The sequence below is a fragment of the Pectobacterium carotovorum genome, from assembly GCF_900129615.1.
Taxonomy (GTDB): domain Bacteria; phylum Pseudomonadota; class Gammaproteobacteria; order Enterobacterales; family Enterobacteriaceae; genus Pectobacterium; species Pectobacterium carotovorum.
On record NZ_FQWI01000006.1, the window covers coordinates 201,228 to 217,191 of the forward strand.

Below are 15,964 nucleotides of genomic sequence, written 5' to 3' on the forward strand. Positions count from 1 at the left end.
AATGACAAGTGAAAATAAAGGCTATTCATTAACACTGTTGAACCGTGAAAATAATAAAAAAGCAGAAAAGGTTTATCTTAAACCAATGGCTTTTTATGTCCCCGATTTCGCCGCAGGTGCAGTTGTAGAATTACTCAACGAACTGCCTTCAGCCAGTGAGAATAAAAAAGGATTTTTGCTGACCGTCACGAATAATAATAACGGCGTGTCCGTTGATAAAGATCTCGCTACGGTCGAAGAATTAAAAGACAAGACAATTTCAGCTGAAGCAGTAAAAGATCTGGTTAATATCGTACGTGGCTACGATGCGGATGAAGACACTAACGTCTGCGGCTGGTAGTATCGACTACCCCGTACTCGGATTATTTAAGATATACCTTTAGTACCCTACTCATTAAAAAAAGGCGCTGGATGTCTTATGACTTAACAAGCGCCCCTGTACCCTACCTATCCTTCGATTATTAAAAATAGCCATTCATGCCGTAATGCAGGCTTATCAACGGCAACCATCGATTTCACCACTTTGTTTATCCGCCTCGATCACTAATCAGGAAAGCATAGCCACATGGGTATTAGCTGATTATCTCATTCAGTAAATGAAATCTGTCTATAGCGGTTCGTCTAACACAACCATCCCATTCTGGATGAGCAGAACATGTAACTTAATAGTTATCATGATTATTATTAGTGTGAGTAAATTAAGAACGAGAAGAAAATATACGTTCAAAGTCTATAAAGCGTTATTAAAATAACCATAAATACTTAAACATTTTTTATATAATGCCGATTTATTATCAAATCACGTGGTCTGCCTGCGTTTATGGCTACAGCACACAGCGTCGTATTCCACGTAGCAGGATAGAAAGAATAAAAAGACTGTAGTCGCAGATGAAAATACATGGAGTTTTTTCAAATGAAATCAAGCAATATTCTGTTGTCCTCACTGTTCATGACAGCCCTTTTTGCATCAGCTGCTGCTAATGCGGGCCCGAAATTCAATGTCACCTTTAAGAATCTTGGTGCATCCTCAGCCCCTGCCGCTGTTTTTTCTCCGACGACAACAGCAGAAGTTTTCTCGCAGGCGAACGCTTCACCGACGCCAAAAGAAAGCGTCAAGTCTGGGGATTCAGACAAATATACGATCTCCAATCCAATCAGTGACGTTGGTTCAATGCATGTTCGTTACAAAGTTGGAGCCAAAGTTTGCCAGTTTGATATGACGTATACTGTGAAATATGTGCTGGGAAATAAAATTCCCCAATGGACTAAGAGCACAACACCTAGCAACGGCGCACGCTGTGACCTGAGAGTGACTTATGCCAACGTCAACACTCACGACTCAGATGTAGAAATTACCATGAGATAACACCCGTACTGAAAAATAGCTGAGCAACCACTCAAGCGTTTTTTATGAATAGGGATAAGCAGCATTAATCGTTACTTATCCCTTAATCACAACGAGTGAGAAGAACGAATGATTAACTTCAATGGCCTTTCAAAAAGTACGGTGGCAGATGCGCAGTCCACCAATGACAGTCGCTCGATAAAAAAGCAGGAAAACGTATCCGAAAGCACACAGTCTGCGTCTACAGCGTCTGATGGTTATTCAAATAAAAAAAATAGCGGCATTACCACACTGGCAAAACAGCTCAGCGATGCCGCCGTCAGAGCCGAAGCCAGAGACGCCAAAAGCGACCGCAGTACATTGGCAGCCAGAGCCAGAAGCGTGGATGATGAACTGGTCGGCATGGGCTATGTCAGTAGTAAGAAAGTACACGATGCGGAAGTCCCCAATAGTGATGACCCCGAGCGATTAGCCAGAGCGAAACAAGCGACAGCGTATGCCAATGGCCAAGGAAGTAACCCCTTCAAAGGCTTGTCTCGTGAACAGCTGGCGCTGATTACCTATGACGACAGCGGAACCTTTACAGTGAATGAGCGGCGTGCAGCCTGGAGCGAGGCTTATGACCAGGAGCAAGTGTGGCGCACAATGGCCATAGCACAAAGCAAACTGGAGTGGAATCGCGGCGAGTTTAAACAAACCGAATTTTTCAAAATGGTGTTAGATCACCATGAGAGTCTGCCATTAATCGAACAAGCACAGGCACCTGAAGGCTATGTACCACGTCTGAAGTACCTGATAGAAATGGACTTCAACTTTATGACTGGGGAATCAGGCAAAGACGCCGATCCGTTCAACCGCCTGTTTGAGCTCCTTTCCCCCACCAAGCTTCACTTAGAAGATGGCAAACTCACTCTGGATGCCACCAAAGATGCCTGATAATTACACCTGCACAGGCATTTACGGTTGTGCTGTGATGACGTCAAAAGCGCGGGTTTGATCTTTTTTTCGTGTGACTTTATTGGCGTACATAGCAGCATCCGCTCGGCGGATCACACCATCCGGTTCATCGACGGAAGGATCTGCCGTGACAATCCCTATGCTTGCGCCTAGATATTCAATATTGACCGAACCGAGCGAACTGGCCTTACCGAGAGAATAGCTCCCCTGTAACAAAGGCGTAATGTCGTCTCTGAAGGAAGCAATCACGCGTTCATTCTCTCCCGGCGCAACGTTGACCATACGGGCAAAGACAAATTCATCACCACCAAGACGCCCGACGACATCACCCGGATTCCCCCACGCCAGCAAGCGTCGTCCCACCTCTTGCAAGAAGATATCACCGGCTTCGTGGCCGAACTGGTCGTTAATTTTTTTAAAGCCGTCGAGGTCAATGAACACAATCAACACCTGCTGGTGGTCATTCCCGGCCTGAGAAAACATCGCTTCCAGCGAGTAAAACACGCCACGACGATTAAGCAACCCGGTCAGTGAGTCGGTGTAAGAATATTCATGTAATGCGGCATTGGCAGCCGTTAACTGCTGCACCAGCCATTCTTTCTGCACCTGCTGAGCAATAAGTTGCGCGAATAAACTTAGGATCTGTTCACCTTTGGTCGTCAGCGGCTTATGGTCGGAGCTTGCGGCACAGAGGGTGCCATATAACTGCCCGTCTTCCATACGTACTGGCGTACTGGCATAGGTCATAATACCCAACGCTTGCGCCGCCTCAGAATCCCCCCAGCATTCAGCCACGTTAGGCGTGTAGCTTTGCCCTTCGTCCAGCGCACGTTTGCACAGCGTGTCATGCCACGGAACCGAGATCCCTTCAGGAATATTGAGCGTTTTCGTGTTGTGAGCAAACAGGATATTTTGAAAACCCGCTTCGGTGTCAACCTGTGTCAGGTAGGTCGATTCCAGATCGGTGACCAGCTCCAGCATAACTAATAACTGGCGAACGAGCCCCTCGAAGGAAGCCTCTGAACGTAATGTGTTCGAAAGGTGAGAAAGCAAATTATCAGTCATAACAACAAATCCCAACGGTGTATATTTTTAATAAAAAACAATCAACTACCTAAAAAACGACGTACGCCAACCTATCGTCTGTGCAAACGGGTGACCTCCCTATTACGACAGAAATCCTACGTGCTTTTCACCTCTCGCTGACCCATTTGCACTTGGCGAGTTTATCTAGTTCTGTTTTCTATAATCGGTTAAAAAGCGCCATGTTTTATGCAACATGCCTGAGATTCATCAGCGCTGTCAGGCTAAGCCCTCCATTCTGCTATTGCCATCACACTTACCTATCAGGGCTGCACGATCTGTTTGACTTTCCCGCGTGTGAGGACTTACAACAGCAGCACAGGCGTGTAACTAGTTTTCTAGGCAAGACCTGAAGCTCTCCCACTCAACATCATGGGAAGAGCTTCAGGTCTTTTTTCGTTTCTGGATCAGGGGAATCGTCGTATGAGCCATACAGCAGCAGATAATAACGCGACAACCTATACCACCACTGCGGAAAAAATCATCACGTTAGTCGGTGGAATTGACAACATTGAGCATATTGAACACTGTTCTACACGGCTACGGCTAAGCCTTTATGACAACAGTCAGGTAAACCAGAACGAGCTGGAAAAGGTACCGGGCGTGCTGGGCGTTCGGGTTAACGTACAGTGCCAGGTGATCATCGGCAGCGAAGTGATGCAGGTGTACGAAGCGGTGCAGAACCTCGCGGCAGGCCGTAAGAAAACAGATCGCGCCGTGCCAGCAAAAACCAATCGCACCGCCTTTGTTATCGATTTTATCATCAGTGTTTTTCAGCCGCTGGTGCCTGCGATTGCTGGCGGCGGCGTGCTCAAATCGCTGTTACTGCTGCTGGACCTGCTAGGTTGGCTCACCAAAGACAGCTCAACGTATAAAGTGCTGGATAATATCGGTTCCGCCCCACTCTATTTTCTGCCAATTCTGGTGGGGATCACCACCGCGATGAAGCTGAAAGTAAATGTGCTGGTCGCCGTTTCCGCCGTCTCTGTCATGGTGCTGCCGGCCATGTCGAAACAGCTGGCGGAAGGCGCGGAATTTCTCTCTTTCGACCTTAAAAACGTCGCTTACGCCTCACAGGTTTTCCCAGCGATTCTGTGCGTCATTTTCTATGCGCAAACCGAAAAGCTCTTCAATCGCTACTCGCCGAGCTCCCTGCGTATTTTCCTGTCACCAATGCTGTCGCTGTTGGTTACCGTTCCCGTCACGCTGCTGGTACTTGGCCCGCTCGGTTATGAACTCGGCGCGGGTCTGGCTAGCGTGATCCTCTGGCTGTACAGCAAGCTGGGCTTTGTGGCGACGGGGTTACTCGCCGCTGCACTACCCTTCATGGTGGCGTCGGGGATGCATAAGCCCATGCTACCCTATGCCGTGTCCTCCATGAGCCAGTTTGGTAAGGAAATGCTCTATCTGCCTGCGTCGCTCGCACACAACATTGCCGAATCGGGTGCCTGTATGGCGATTGCGCTCAAGAGCAAAGACAAAACGCTAAAATCAACGGCGATTTCAGCCGGTATTTCTGCCCTGTTCGGCATCACCGAACCCGCGCTATACGGGATTACGTTGCTGAATAAAAAGGCGCTCTACAGCGTGATTGCGGGTAGCCTGGTCGGCGGTGCGTTTATCGGTTGGATGGCGATTGAAGCCTTTGCGCTGGTTGGTCCCGGCCTGGCTAGCATCTCCATGTTTATCTCGCCGGAAAATAGCTGGAATATCGTTTATGCCATTGCTGGTGCCGCACTCTCTTTTGTCATCGCCTTTCTCTCCGCCCTGTTCCTCTGGCGAGAAGAGAAGCCTGTCGTCACCGTAGAAGAAAGCCATCACGCGATTACCGAATGCCAGTTCACCAGCCCGATTGAAGGAAAAGTGATTCCGCTGGACAACGTGAATGACGAGATTTTCTCCAAACGGATTATGGGTGACGGCATCGCCATCATCCCCGAGAAAGGTGTGCTTTATGCGCCCGCGAACGGCACCATTGAGAACGTATTTGAAACCGGCCACGCTGTCAGCATGCTCACCGACAGCGGTGCTGAACTGATTTTCCATATCGGCATTGATACCATCAAACTCAATGGTCAGGGCTTTCAGCCGAAAGTCACGGCCGGCCAACAGGTTAATACTGGTGATATCCTCGTTGAATTTGACCTCGATAGCCTCATCGCCGCCGGTTACGATCCCGTCGTCATGATGGTTATCACCAACAGCGAGCGCTTTCGCGTGATACCGGAAGCCACTGACGTCGTCATCCATCCCCACACCATCATCATGACCTTAAAGGAGTCTGTGTAATGGATAAAAACATCGCATTCCCGGAACACTTTTTATGGGGCGGCGCGATTGCCGCGAATCAGGCCGAAGGCGCATGGAATGAAGACGGCAAGGGGCCGTCGGTCGCGGACGCCATTACCTGGAAGCCGAATCTCGATCTGAAGAATTACCATGCCCACATGGCGCTGACGGACGAAAATATCGCTGATGCGCTCAACGGAAAAAATGACGCGTTCTACCCCAAACGACGCGGCATCGATTTTTATCACCGCTACCAAGGCGATCTGGCGCTGTTTGCCGAAATGGGCTTCAAGGTGCTGCGCGTCTCTATCGCCTGGTCGCGCATTTTTCCGACCGGAGAAGACAGCGCGCCGAATGAGGCTGGTTTACAGTTTTACGACGATCTGTTCCGCGAGATGCGCAAACACGGCATCGAACCGCTGGTGACGCTTTCACACTACGAAATGCCGCTGGCGCTGAGTGAGAAATACAATGGCTGGGTGCACCGCAACGTGTTGGATGCCTTCGTACGCTTCAGCAATGTCTGCTTCGATCGCTATAAGGATCTGGTGCGCTACTGGCTGACCTTTAACGAGATCGACAGTATCCATCGTCATCCGTTTACCACCGCGGGTATCCGTGAAGAAAAAAGCGCGCCGGGACAGGCCAAGCAGGATATTTATCAGGGGTTGCATCACCAGTTTGTTGCTTCTGCCCTCGTCACCCGCGACTGCCATGAGAAGATCCCAGGTAGCCAGGTCGGTTGCATGCTGACCAAGCTGACGACCTATCCGCACTCCTGCCGCCCGGAAGATGTCGAAGCCGCGCTGAAAAAGAATCTCGAAAACTACTTTTATGCCGATGTGCAGGTGTTCGGTGAATATCCGCCGCTCATTAAGCGCGACCTTGAGCGACGTGGCATTCACCTCACCATGCAGCCCGACGATCTGGCCATTCTTAAGCAACACACCGTTGATTTTGTGTCGTTCAGCTATTACATGTCACTTACCGAATCCACGCAGCCGGACGCCGAGAGAATCCCGGGGAATACCGTTCTGGGCGTAAAAAACCCGTACCTGCCGGCCTCAGATTGGGGATGGCAGATCGACCCGGTCGGGCTGAAAATCTCCCTACTGGAGCTTTACGATCGCTACCAAAAGCCGCTGTTTATTGTCGAAAATGGGCTGGGTGCAAAAGACGTTGTCGAAAACGGCAAAATCCACGATCCTTACCGCGTTGACTACTTCCGTTCACATTTCGAGCAAATGCGTGAAGCGATTGGCGAAGGCGTTGAACTGATGGGGTTCACCAGTTGGGGAGCAATTGACATCATCAGCGCGGGCACGTCACAAATGTCCAAACGCTATGGCTTTATCTATGTCGATCAGGATGATGAGGGCAACGGTTCTCTGGCGCGACTGAGGAAGGATTCGTTCTACTGGTATCAGAAAGTCATCGCGACCAATGGTGCCGACCTCACCTGACAGACAGCGCTACCGCAGACTACGTGTGCAATGACAGGACATGACTGTGATTGGAAAAACGTAATGAGAAAACCAGCATGATTGGAAGAAAAACGTGATTAAAGTGAAAAAAGCGTTAAATAACAGCATGCTGTTAGTCGACCATGAACATCAGGAGATGATCCTGTTGGGTAAAGGCATCGGATTTGGTGCCAAACCCGGTTCATTGATTGATGTGACGCACGTTGAGCAGGTTTTCATTCCGCTGGAAAACCTGAAATCACGGCATTTTCTTTCATTGACCGACACGATTCCTGCGGCTTTTTTTGACATTACCCATGAGATCGTCACGCTGGCACAAAGTCAGTACGCCGAAAAGCTGAATTCGGTGCTGTTCTTTACGCTGGCGGAACATCTCTATTTTGCAGTTGAACGCTGTAAAACGGGCAACCACTTCATCAATAAGCTCAGTTGGGAAGTGAAACGCTATTACCAAAAAGAGTACGCCCTCGGCGTGCAGGCAAAAGATCGCGTGTCGGTGCGTTTTAACGTCGCGCTACCCGATGACGAAGCCATCAACATCGCGTTTCACCTCATTAATGCCGCTGGCAGCGCCGAAATTGCCGATGCCCACCAGCAGGTTCAACTGGTGAATCGTCTGGCTGAGATTGTCCGCTACAAATTAAACAAGAATATCGATGTCAACGCCGTCGATTACCTGCGCTTTATCACCCATCTGCGTTATTTCTCCGAACGGGTGATTGCCCGCAAAATCGCCCCCGGACGCACGGACGATTTCTATCAGGAACTGCTGAAACACTACCCTGAAGCGATGGCGATCTCTTGGGCCATCAGGGATTACGTGCAGGAAAAATACCAGATGGCCTTGCCGAAAGAAGAGCTTACCTGGCTGACCATGCATATCAGCAGGCTGGCCGAAAGCCAGACGCCATAGCAATAACCTTACTCAAGACAGCCAATCATTACGGTTTTTATCGAGATGCTGACAAATAAAACCGAGATCGCTCCTGAGGAGTGAGTATGTTGACTCCCATCACGATAGTGAATAAACCGCGTTAATGAGATTGCAAATAAGAGTGATTATCATATATTGTTTTAGTCACCTGCCGAAAATATCTCCTTATTTTATTCATTTACGCATCACATTCACTCTGGAGAAGATAATAACATGTCAAAAACGCTGTCTGTTCTGCGCAAAAAAGCACGCCTGCTGACGCTGGCCTCATCGATAATGGTTGCCTATGCCCTGCCTGCTGCTGCCGCAGATGACTCTCTGACGCTTTACACCACGCGTGAACCCGGCCTGATTCAGCCGCTGCTGGATGCGTTCACCAAAGAGACGTCGGTTAAAGTCAATACCGTGTTCATCAAGGACGGCATGTTGGAACGTGTGAAGGCAGAAGGCCAAAACTCACCGGCTGACCTGCTGATGACGGTTGATGCCGGTAACCTGATCGATCTAGTAGACGCCGGTGTCACGCAGCCGATTCAGTCCAGTGCATTAACCGAGGCTATCCCGGCAGCGCTGCGTGACAAAGATAACCAATGGTTTGGTCTGTCGATGCGCTCTCGCGTGCTCTATGCAGAAAAATCACTGCCGCTGACCGGCATTACTTACGAAAATCTGGCCGATCCGAAATGGAAAGGCAAAGTGTGTATCCGCGCGGGTCAACACCCTTACAATACCGCACTGGTTGCCGCGATGATTACCCACCACGGTGAAGCCAAAACCGAAACCTGGCTGCGCGGTGTGAAAGACAATCTGGCGCGTAAAGCCACCGGTGGTGACCGCGACGTTGCGCGCGATATCCTCGGCGGCATCTGCGATGTAGGTCTGGCGAACTCTTATTATGTCGGCCACATGAAGAACGCCAAAGAAGGCACCGACGCCCGCAAATGGGGCGATGCCATCAAAGTCGTTCAGCCTACCTTTGAAGACGGCGGCACACACGTCAATATCAGCGGTGCAGCCGTTGCACGTCACGCGCCGCATAAAGATCAAGCCGTGAAATTGATGGAATATCTGGTCTCCGCTCCGGCTCAGCAGATCTACGCACAGGCAAACTATGAATATCCAGTTCGCAAAGGCGTCACGCTGGATTCCACCATTGGCAGCACGATTGGTGACGTTACTGTGGATAGCATTCCGCTGACCGACATCGTTAAATTCCGTAAACAGGCCAGTCAGTTGGTAGATAAAGTTGGATTCGATCAATAAGACCGGTTCGTCAACGATGCGCGGCGCCTTCGGGCGGCCGCGCCTCTTTTTTTCTCCGCTTCGCATCGCTGCCGTTGTCATTGCTCTCGGCGTACTGGCTCCGCTGGTTTCCCTGCTTTGGCTAGCCGCTGGCGCAGGCGTCGGCCATTGGGATCACCTGATGCGCTACGTTCTGCCCGATGCCGCACTCAACACGCTGATTCTGCTCGTCGGCGTCGGCGCGCTCGTCATGGTGATTGGCGCAGGCTGCGCCTGGCTGGTGACCGCATTTAATTTCCCCGGTAGACAGTTCGTTAGCTGGGCGCTGCTGCTACCGCTGGCGATGCCAACCTATATTGTCGCTTTTGCCTGGCTCGATCTGCTGCATCCTATAGGGCCGATTCAGGAAGCGATCCGCAGTGTGCTGGGCTACGACAGCCCGCGTCAGTTCCGCCTGCCGGATCTGCGCTCCATGACGGGCGCTATTCTGCTGCTCGGGCTGGTGCTCTATCCGTACGTTTATCTGACGATGCGCGCAATGTTTATCAGCCAGCCCGCACACCTGCTGGAAGCCGCACGTACGCTGGGGTTGAGCGCAACAGGCACCTTCCTGCACGTCGCCCTACCGATGGCGCGCCCTGCGCTGGCTGTTGGCACCAGCCTGGCCTTGCTGGAAACGCTGAATGACATTGGTGCCTCCGAATTCCTTGGGGTGAATACGCTGACCGTGACGGTTTACACCACCTGGGTCACCCGTTCGGATTTACCCGCCGCCGCGCAGATTGCCTGCACGATGCTGACGGTGGTTATCCTGCTGCTGACGCTGGAATATTACGGCCGGAAAAACCAGCGCTACGGCACCAGCCGACAGATGCGCGGCATTCTGCCCGCCCCGCTGAAAGGGGTACGCGCCTGGCTGGCAACCGGTGCGACCGCGTTGCCTATCCTGCTCGGCTTCATCGCCCCCGCCCTCTTTCTGGCATGGGAAAGCGCTAAGCGGCTGGGCGATAGCGTGACGATCTCCGCAGGCCTGATACAGTCATTGCAGAACTCACTTCTGCTGGCCGTTGGCGTCACGCTGGTCGTCACGTTCGTCAGCCTGATTATTGCGTGGTATGCCCGTCATTCCGCCATCGCTGACCGTTCGCCGGAGCGCCGTCGCACCCTATTGAGAATTGCCTCGCTGGGCTATGCTGTACCCGGTACGGTACTGGCGATTGGCATGCTGACGCCCGGTATGGCTACGGATAATTTTCTCGCTGAATTGATAGGTTATAAGGGATTGCCGCTGCTTTCCGCCGGTATCCTGCTGGTAATCTGCTGCGCCATTCGCTTTATGGCGATTGGGATTGGTGCGCTTGATGCCGGACTGACGCGCATTCCCCCCGTGATGGAACAGGCATCGCGTCTGCTGGGCGAAAGTGAATTCGTCACCTTTTTCCGCGTGCACCTTCCCCTGCTGCGCCCCGCACTGGTGACCAGTGCGCTGCTGGTGTTTGCTGATGCAATGAAAGAGCTCCCCGCTACGCTGCTGCTGCGCCCCGTCAACTTCGAAACGCTGGCGACCGTTCTGTATGCCGAAGCCGCCAGAGGCACCTACGAAGAAGGCGCGATTGCCGCACTGCTGATTGTACTGGCGGGTACGCTCCCCGTTGTCCTGCTGGCTCGCAGCCAGCTAAAAACGCCGGTTGAGAAAGAATGAAAATCATGAGGAAGAGTCAAGGTGTCTGAGGCTACACTCGTTCTGAATAATGTCCACGTCGCCTACGGGCACAAGCATAATGTTCATCACGTGCTGAACGGTTTTTCCATGGAAGTTGCTGCCGGTGAACTGGCCTGCCTGCTGGGTGCATCAGGATGCGGTAAAACCACGGCTTTACGCGCGATTGCGGGTTTTGAGCACCTGACTCAGGGAACGATTCACGTCGGCGGGCGCTGCGTGGCTGGTCCAGACGTGCATCTGCCGCCGGAACAGCGCAACGTCGGGATGGTGTTTCAGGACTATGCCCTGTTTCCCCATCTGACCGCCGCGCAGAATATTGCCTTTGGCCTGAGAAAACAGCCGAAAGATCTCCAGCAGTCGCGCGTCCGCGCCATGCTTGAGCTGGTCGATCTCGTCTCACTGGCACAGCGCTATCCGCATGAAATGTCAGGCGGACAACAGCAGCGTATTGCACTCGCGCGGGCGCTGGCTCCGCAACCCGCCGTGCTGCTGCTCGATGAACCGCTATCCAGCCTCGACCCCGACAGCCGAAAACGGCTGGGACAGGAAGTACGCGACATCCTACGCGATGCCGGACAAACCGCGCTTCTGGTCACACACAGCGAACAGGAAGCCGAGCTAATGGCCAGCCATATTGGCTATTTGAAAGCAGGCAAGCTCGATAATATTTCGGTGAACCGAGACGTCTGATTCAGGTGGTTCAACCCTGACAAGATGGGAAATAATGAGTATGATTAAATCCTATCGGTATGTTAAAGGGGTAGACAATGAGAACAACACAGCAGATGAGTATAACGCTGCCAAATGAAATGGCTGCGCAGGTGAAAGCCCGAGTTGCCCGCGGTGAATACGCGTCAGAAAGTGAGGTTATTCGGGAAGGACTTCGAGCGCTGATTGCACGCGATAATGCAGTAGAGAATTGGCTGCAGGAACAAGTCGTTCCCGCCTGGAACGCGCTGCAACGCGGTGAAACAGAAAGCCTCAGCAGTAGCGACATTAGGAACAGATTAAAAGCCGAGTTCAGGAAGATGACCGGAGAAGAGTAATGGATTACAGGGTGGGGTAACATCCCCCAACATAATAGGTCAGCGGCCTACAGCTGATCTATAAGCCACTGCCCATTCTTACGTTCGTTTGCCAGTATCGCTACACATTGCCCTGCCTATGCTTATCCGCATACTCAGGACTGTTGATCCACTGGTGATCCGCTTCCCAGGTGAAGCGCCACTGGCGCGTCGGGCCTGCCATCACATTCAGATAGTAGCTGTCATAGCCTGCAATGGTGGCAACTGGGTGATAGCCGCGCGGCACCTGCACCACGTCCTTATCGTAGACCGCCATGCATTCATCTAATGAACGGTCATCGGTATAGACGCGTTGCAGGCAGAATCCCTGCTCTGGATTCAAACGATGATAGTAGGTTTCTTCCAGATAGGTTTCCTGCGGCGGGCTGTCGACATCGTGCTTGTGGCTGGGATAAGAGCTGGTGCAGCCTTCATCGGTGTACACTTCGACCACCAGCAGGCTATCTGCCGCTTTGTCCTCCGGCAAAATATTATGCACATAGCGCTGGTTGTTGCCGACGCCACGCTGCTCGGCGTCGATATCCTGCGGCGCGATCAGCCGAGTCGGATGCGTGCCGAATCCCGGTGCGGCGCAAACTGCCAGTTCCAGCGCCGTGTGCGACGTCACCGTAATCGTCTCTCCAGACGTGACATAGACCGCATAAGGTTTTCTGCGCTCAAACGGGCTCATCCTATCGCCAATCTGCTCAAAGCGCTCACCTGGCGTGACCACCGTTGCCTTGCCGCTGACCAGCACCAGACAGCGTTCGTCATCGCTGGCGGGCAGCGATAGCACTTGTTCCGGTGCCAATTGATATACCTCGAACCCCACGTATCGCCAGCCCGCCGTTTCCGGCGTGATGTGCTGCGTACAGCCATGTTCGTCAGGGGCGCGATGGCGTGATAATAGTCGGGACATCTTTTGCCTCCTTTATCTCCCCCGATTTCAAACTGCCTGCACGTTGATCTACTGGCAGCTTGAAGATGCGGGGGATATCACCACGAATCAGATCAATTCCGCCTGCTGGGCGAAACGTTGCAAGTTATTGTAGCCTAGCGTCGCGTACGTCAGCGGATGCGCAACAGCCGGATCCTGTTCCGCTTCGACCACCAGCCATCCGCTGTAGTTATGGGCTTTCAGGATGCTGAACACCGCTGGATAATCGACACAGCCGTCGCCCGGCACGGTAAAGACGCCGCTCAGCACCGCATCCAGAAAACTGGTCTTGCGGTTTTTCACGTCTTTCAGCACATCAGGGCGAATATCTTTGCAGTGAACATGATTGATGCGGTGAATCCAGCGCTTCGCCACCGCCACCGGATCGGCACCTGCGAACGTAAAGTGTCCGGTATCCAGCAGCAGCCCGACTTCCGGCCCGGTATGTTCCATCAGATTATCCACGTCCTGCGCACTTTCAATCACCGTGCCCATATGGTGATGATAGGCAATCTGCACGCCCTGACTTTGCGTGTAGCGCGCAAACTCGGTCAGCTTTTTGCCATATTCCGGCCAGCGCTCTTCGGGGAAACGCGGGCGCAGATGAACGGGTTTCTGTTGGTCGCCGTGAATCGCGCCCGTGACTTCGGCAAACACCAGCACCGTCGCACCGAGATCGCGTAACAGCGCCAGATGTCCCTGCACCGCCTCAATCTCTTCTTCTACTGAGCGAGTGAGCAGTTCGCCGGAATACCAGCCGGAGACTAAGCGCAAGTCGTGCTCTTGCAGGATTGGCCCCAGCACGCTGGCCTGACGCGGGAATTTATTACCTAATTCAAAACCGGCGAAACCGGCCTGCCTCCCTTCACTCAGGCAGGTTTCCAGCGGCGTGTCCGCGCCCAGAGAAGGCAGATCGTCATTGGTCCAGGTGAGTGGATTAATACCAAGTTGAACGGTCATGTTATGTCCCTTTATTGAAATAAATAAAACGGGTTAACCGCGCTGACGCCAAACGGCGATCAGTTGCAGGTAGTTATGTTTAACTTGCTCAATCAATTCGGCGTCATCGATCTCATTACGCAGCCACTTTTGCGCGGGCTGGGCAAACAGGGTGCGGCCGACGGCAAAGCCTTTGACAATCGGGAAACCCACGGCGGCGCTGAAGCCTTGTTGTAACGTTTCCAGCGGCGCATCCAGCCCCAGAATGACCACGCCCCGACAGTAGGGATCGCGCTGTGCCAGCAGCGGCGTGAGTTGTTCCCAGCCTGCGGCAGACAGCGGCGGCAGTTTCCACCAGTCTGGCCGCACGCCGAGGTTGTAGAAGCGTTGAATGGCGCGCAGATAAAGCGCATCGCTGTGCGGCATCCCCGCGGGCAGAATGACTTCGAGCAGCAGTTCATGGCCGGATTGGCGACAGGCCTGATAGACCTCTATCACCTTCATTTCCTGCTCTCGCCGCAGCGCGTGGGCATCTTCTGGGTGGAAGAACACCAGGCATTTCACCACGTGCTCCAGCGGCCAGCTCACCAGCTGTGAGCCAATATTGCCGCGCTCCATCATTAACGGGCGCGATCCCGGCAGCTCAATCGGTCGGCCAATCCACCAGCCTTTTCCGGTGATGTCGTTCAGCGCATCCTGCCCGAACGTGCCGTCACACAGCAGACCGGCTTTACCTTCCAGCCCTGCCTGCTGTGCCGCGTCATAGCTGGCATGCAGAATCAGCTTTTTCAGTGCCGGAATACGGCTGATTTCCGTACCGCAGTTCAGCGCCATGTCTTCCAACTGGCTGCGGTGATCGAACGCGATCACGCACAGTTCATGCCACTGTTTACGCCGTGTCGTAACGCGGTGCAGATGGTTAAGCTCTTCGTCCAGATCGGGACGCGGCACGCTCGCCGCCCGTGCTAAATAGTTATCCAGTTCGATCTTGCTTGGCATCGCTGGCGCACAGCCGTGGCGTGACACCACCAGCGCGCCGCAGGCATTGGCGTACGCACAGGCTTTCTCCCAGCCTTCACCGTTGAGATAGCCACGCAGCAGGCCGGACATAAACGCATCGCCCGCCCCCAGCACGTTCAGCACATCCACGCGCACGCCTTTGATCGTGATCCCTTTATCCAGATGGTCGGGAATCGCGTCACTAAACACCGAGCAGCCCAGCGCCCCGCGTTTGCACACCAGTTCCGCCTGCGTGTGCTGCCGTACCGTGCGCAGCGCCTGCAAGGTATCCGTGCTCCCGCCTGCAATGTGGAACTCCTCCTCGGTGCCGACAATCACGTCGAACAGCGACAACACCTGCTGCAACTGCTCCGTAACCGCCTGCGCTTCAACAAAGCGGGTTTCGCCATCGCCCAGCGACGTCAGCCCCCACAGCACCGGACGGTAATCGATATCCAGCGCCGTTTTCACCCCGTTGCGCCGCGCGTATTGCAGCGCCGTCAGCACCGCTTCACGCGTGTTAGGGTGAGAAAGATGCGTGCCGGTAATCGCCAGACAGCGTGACGACGCGATGTAATCCTCGGTGAAATCCTCCGGTGAGATCGCCATATCGGCGCAGTTGTCGCGGTAGAAAATCAGCGGAAAGGTATCGCGATCTTTGATGCCCAACAGCACCAGCGCCGTCAGACGTTCCTTATCGGTAATCAAATGGCTGGTATCGCAGCCGACCTGATTCAGCTCTTCACGCAGGAAGCGCCCCATATGCTCGTCGCCCACCCGCGCCAGCATAGAAGAACGCAGCCCTTGTCGTGCCGTGCCGTAAGCCACGTTGCCGGACGACCCACCCAGATACTTGGCAAAACTGCCCATATCTTCCAGACGCGCGCCGATTTGCTGCCCGTACAGATCGACAGCAACGCGCCCCATGCAAATCACATCAAACGTCTTTTCCTTACTCATAGCGGCCA

14 protein-coding genes are annotated in these 15,964 nt (G+C 53.2%); 10 read left to right on the plus strand and 4 right to left on the minus strand.

The genetic code is table 11. From position 1 onward, the window contains the following. Position 1: 1 nt before the first annotated feature. The 3 genes from BUB06_RS13960 to BUB06_RS13970 all read left to right on the plus strand — a co-directional run bounded on the left by BUB06_RS13960 (position 2) and on the right by BUB06_RS13970 (position 2,281). Positions 2-340 carry a DUF1869 domain-containing protein gene (locus BUB06_RS13960; RefSeq protein ID WP_039473701.1) on the plus strand — a complete coding sequence of 113 codons (339 nt, stop codon included), beginning with the start codon at positions 2-4 and terminating at the stop codon, positions 338-340. A 573-nt stretch (positions 341-913) separates the two neighbouring features. Further along, positions 914-1,366: a hypothetical protein gene (locus BUB06_RS13965; RefSeq protein ID WP_039473903.1), complete on the plus strand. Its 453-nt coding sequence runs from the start codon at positions 914-916 to the stop codon at positions 1,364-1,366. Between the two features lie 108 nt (positions 1,367-1,474). Then, complete coding sequence (locus BUB06_RS13970; protein WP_039473704.1) at positions 1,475-2,281, plus strand: hypothetical protein; 807 nt, start codon at positions 1,475-1,477, stop codon at positions 2,279-2,281. A gap of 21 nt (positions 2,282-2,302) precedes the next feature. On the opposite strand, the gene BUB06_RS13975 is transcribed toward BUB06_RS13970, so the two are convergent. Further along, positions 2,303-3,367 (minus strand): sensor domain-containing diguanylate cyclase, encoded by a 1,065-nt coding sequence (locus tag BUB06_RS13975; RefSeq protein ID WP_039473706.1) that lies wholly within the window; start codon positions 3,365-3,367, stop codon positions 2,303-2,305. Positions 3,368-3,808: 441 nt separating this feature from the next. Here BUB06_RS13975 and BUB06_RS13980 point away from each other — a divergent pair, with 441 nt between their 5' ends. From BUB06_RS13980 to BUB06_RS14010, 7 genes are all read left to right on the plus strand, one after another. Beyond that, positions 3,809-5,674: a beta-glucoside-specific PTS transporter subunit IIABC gene (locus BUB06_RS13980; protein ID WP_048329223.1), complete on the plus strand. Its 1,866-nt coding sequence runs from the start codon at positions 3,809-3,811 to the stop codon at positions 5,672-5,674. Next, a complete protein-coding gene (locus BUB06_RS13985) occupies positions 5,674-7,137 on the plus strand; it encodes a glycoside hydrolase family 1 protein (RefSeq protein WP_039473708.1) in 1,464 nt (487 codons plus the stop codon). Before BUB06_RS13980 ends, BUB06_RS13985 begins: the two co-directional genes overlap by 1 nt. 94 nt (positions 7,138-7,231) lie before the next feature. Then, positions 7,232-8,071: a PRD domain-containing protein gene (locus BUB06_RS13990; RefSeq protein WP_039473711.1), complete on the plus strand. Its 840-nt coding sequence runs from the start codon at positions 7,232-7,234 to the stop codon at positions 8,069-8,071. 234 nt (positions 8,072-8,305) lie between these two features. After that, on the plus strand, positions 8,306-9,355 hold the full coding sequence (locus BUB06_RS13995; protein ID WP_039473714.1) for a Fe(3+) ABC transporter substrate-binding protein: 1,050 nt from the start codon (positions 8,306-8,308) through the stop codon (positions 9,353-9,355). Continuing rightward, a complete protein-coding gene (locus BUB06_RS14000; protein ID WP_039473716.1) occupies positions 9,339-11,036 on the plus strand; it encodes an ABC transporter permease in 1,698 nt (565 codons plus the stop codon). Before BUB06_RS13995 ends, BUB06_RS14000 begins: the two co-directional genes overlap by 17 nt. A gap of 21 nt (positions 11,037-11,057) precedes the next feature. Then, positions 11,058-11,747, plus strand: coding sequence for an ABC transporter ATP-binding protein (locus tag BUB06_RS14005; protein ID WP_014914768.1), 690 nt, complete (start codon positions 11,058-11,060; stop codon positions 11,745-11,747). A gap of 77 nt (positions 11,748-11,824) precedes the next feature. Beyond that, on the plus strand, positions 11,825-12,103 hold the full coding sequence (locus BUB06_RS14010) for a ribbon-helix-helix domain-containing protein (RefSeq protein ID WP_010304717.1): 279 nt from the start codon (positions 11,825-11,827) through the stop codon (positions 12,101-12,103). Between the two features lie 100 nt (positions 12,104-12,203). On the opposite strand, the gene iolB is transcribed toward BUB06_RS14010, so the two are convergent. The 3 genes from iolB to BUB06_RS14025 all read right to left on the minus strand — a co-directional run bounded on the left by iolB (position 12,204) and on the right by BUB06_RS14025 (position 15,956). Further along, positions 12,204-13,040, minus strand: coding sequence for a 5-deoxy-glucuronate isomerase (gene iolB, locus BUB06_RS14015; protein ID WP_039473719.1), 837 nt, complete (start codon positions 13,038-13,040; stop codon positions 12,204-12,206). A gap of 87 nt (positions 13,041-13,127) precedes the next feature. Beyond that, a complete protein-coding gene (iolE, locus tag BUB06_RS14020) occupies positions 13,128-14,018 on the minus strand; it encodes a myo-inosose-2 dehydratase (protein ID WP_039473722.1) in 891 nt (296 codons plus the stop codon). Between the two features lie 33 nt (positions 14,019-14,051). After that, a complete protein-coding gene (locus BUB06_RS14025; protein ID WP_039473724.1) occupies positions 14,052-15,956 on the minus strand; it encodes a bifunctional 5-dehydro-2-deoxygluconokinase/5-dehydro-2-deoxyphosphogluconate aldolase in 1,905 nt (634 codons plus the stop codon). Positions 15,957-15,964: the final 8 nt, after the last annotated feature.

Bases quoted from the DNA above. Each gene is read 5' to 3' on its own strand.
- BUB06_RS13980 (WP_048329223.1), top strand. From the start codon at position 3,809: ATGAGCCATACAGCAGCAGATAATAACGCGACAACCTATACCACCACT.
- BUB06_RS14025 (WP_039473724.1), bottom strand. From the start codon at position 15,956: ATGAGTAAGGAAAAGACGTTTGATGTGATTTGCATGGGGCGCGTTGCT.
- iolB (WP_039473719.1), bottom strand. From the start codon at position 13,040: ATGTCCCGACTATTATCACGCCATCGCGCCCCTGACGAACATGGCTGT.
- BUB06_RS14010 (WP_010304717.1), top strand. From the start codon at position 11,825: ATGAGAACAACACAGCAGATGAGTATAACGCTGCCAAATGAAATGGCT.
- iolE (WP_039473722.1), bottom strand. From the start codon at position 14,018: ATGACCGTTCAACTTGGTATTAATCCACTCACCTGGACCAATGACGAT.
- BUB06_RS13985 (WP_039473708.1), top strand. From the start codon at position 5,674: ATGGATAAAAACATCGCATTCCCGGAACACTTTTTATGGGGCGGCGCG.
- BUB06_RS13970 (WP_039473704.1), top strand. From the start codon at position 1,475: ATGATTAACTTCAATGGCCTTTCAAAAAGTACGGTGGCAGATGCGCAG.
- BUB06_RS13975 (WP_039473706.1), bottom strand. From the start codon at position 3,367: ATGACTGATAATTTGCTTTCTCACCTTTCGAACACATTACGTTCAGAG.
- BUB06_RS13960 (WP_039473701.1), top strand. From the start codon at position 2: ATGACAAGTGAAAATAAAGGCTATTCATTAACACTGTTGAACCGTGAA.
- BUB06_RS13965 (WP_039473903.1), top strand. From the start codon at position 914: ATGAAATCAAGCAATATTCTGTTGTCCTCACTGTTCATGACAGCCCTT.
- BUB06_RS13995 (WP_039473714.1), top strand. From the start codon at position 8,306: ATGTCAAAAACGCTGTCTGTTCTGCGCAAAAAAGCACGCCTGCTGACG.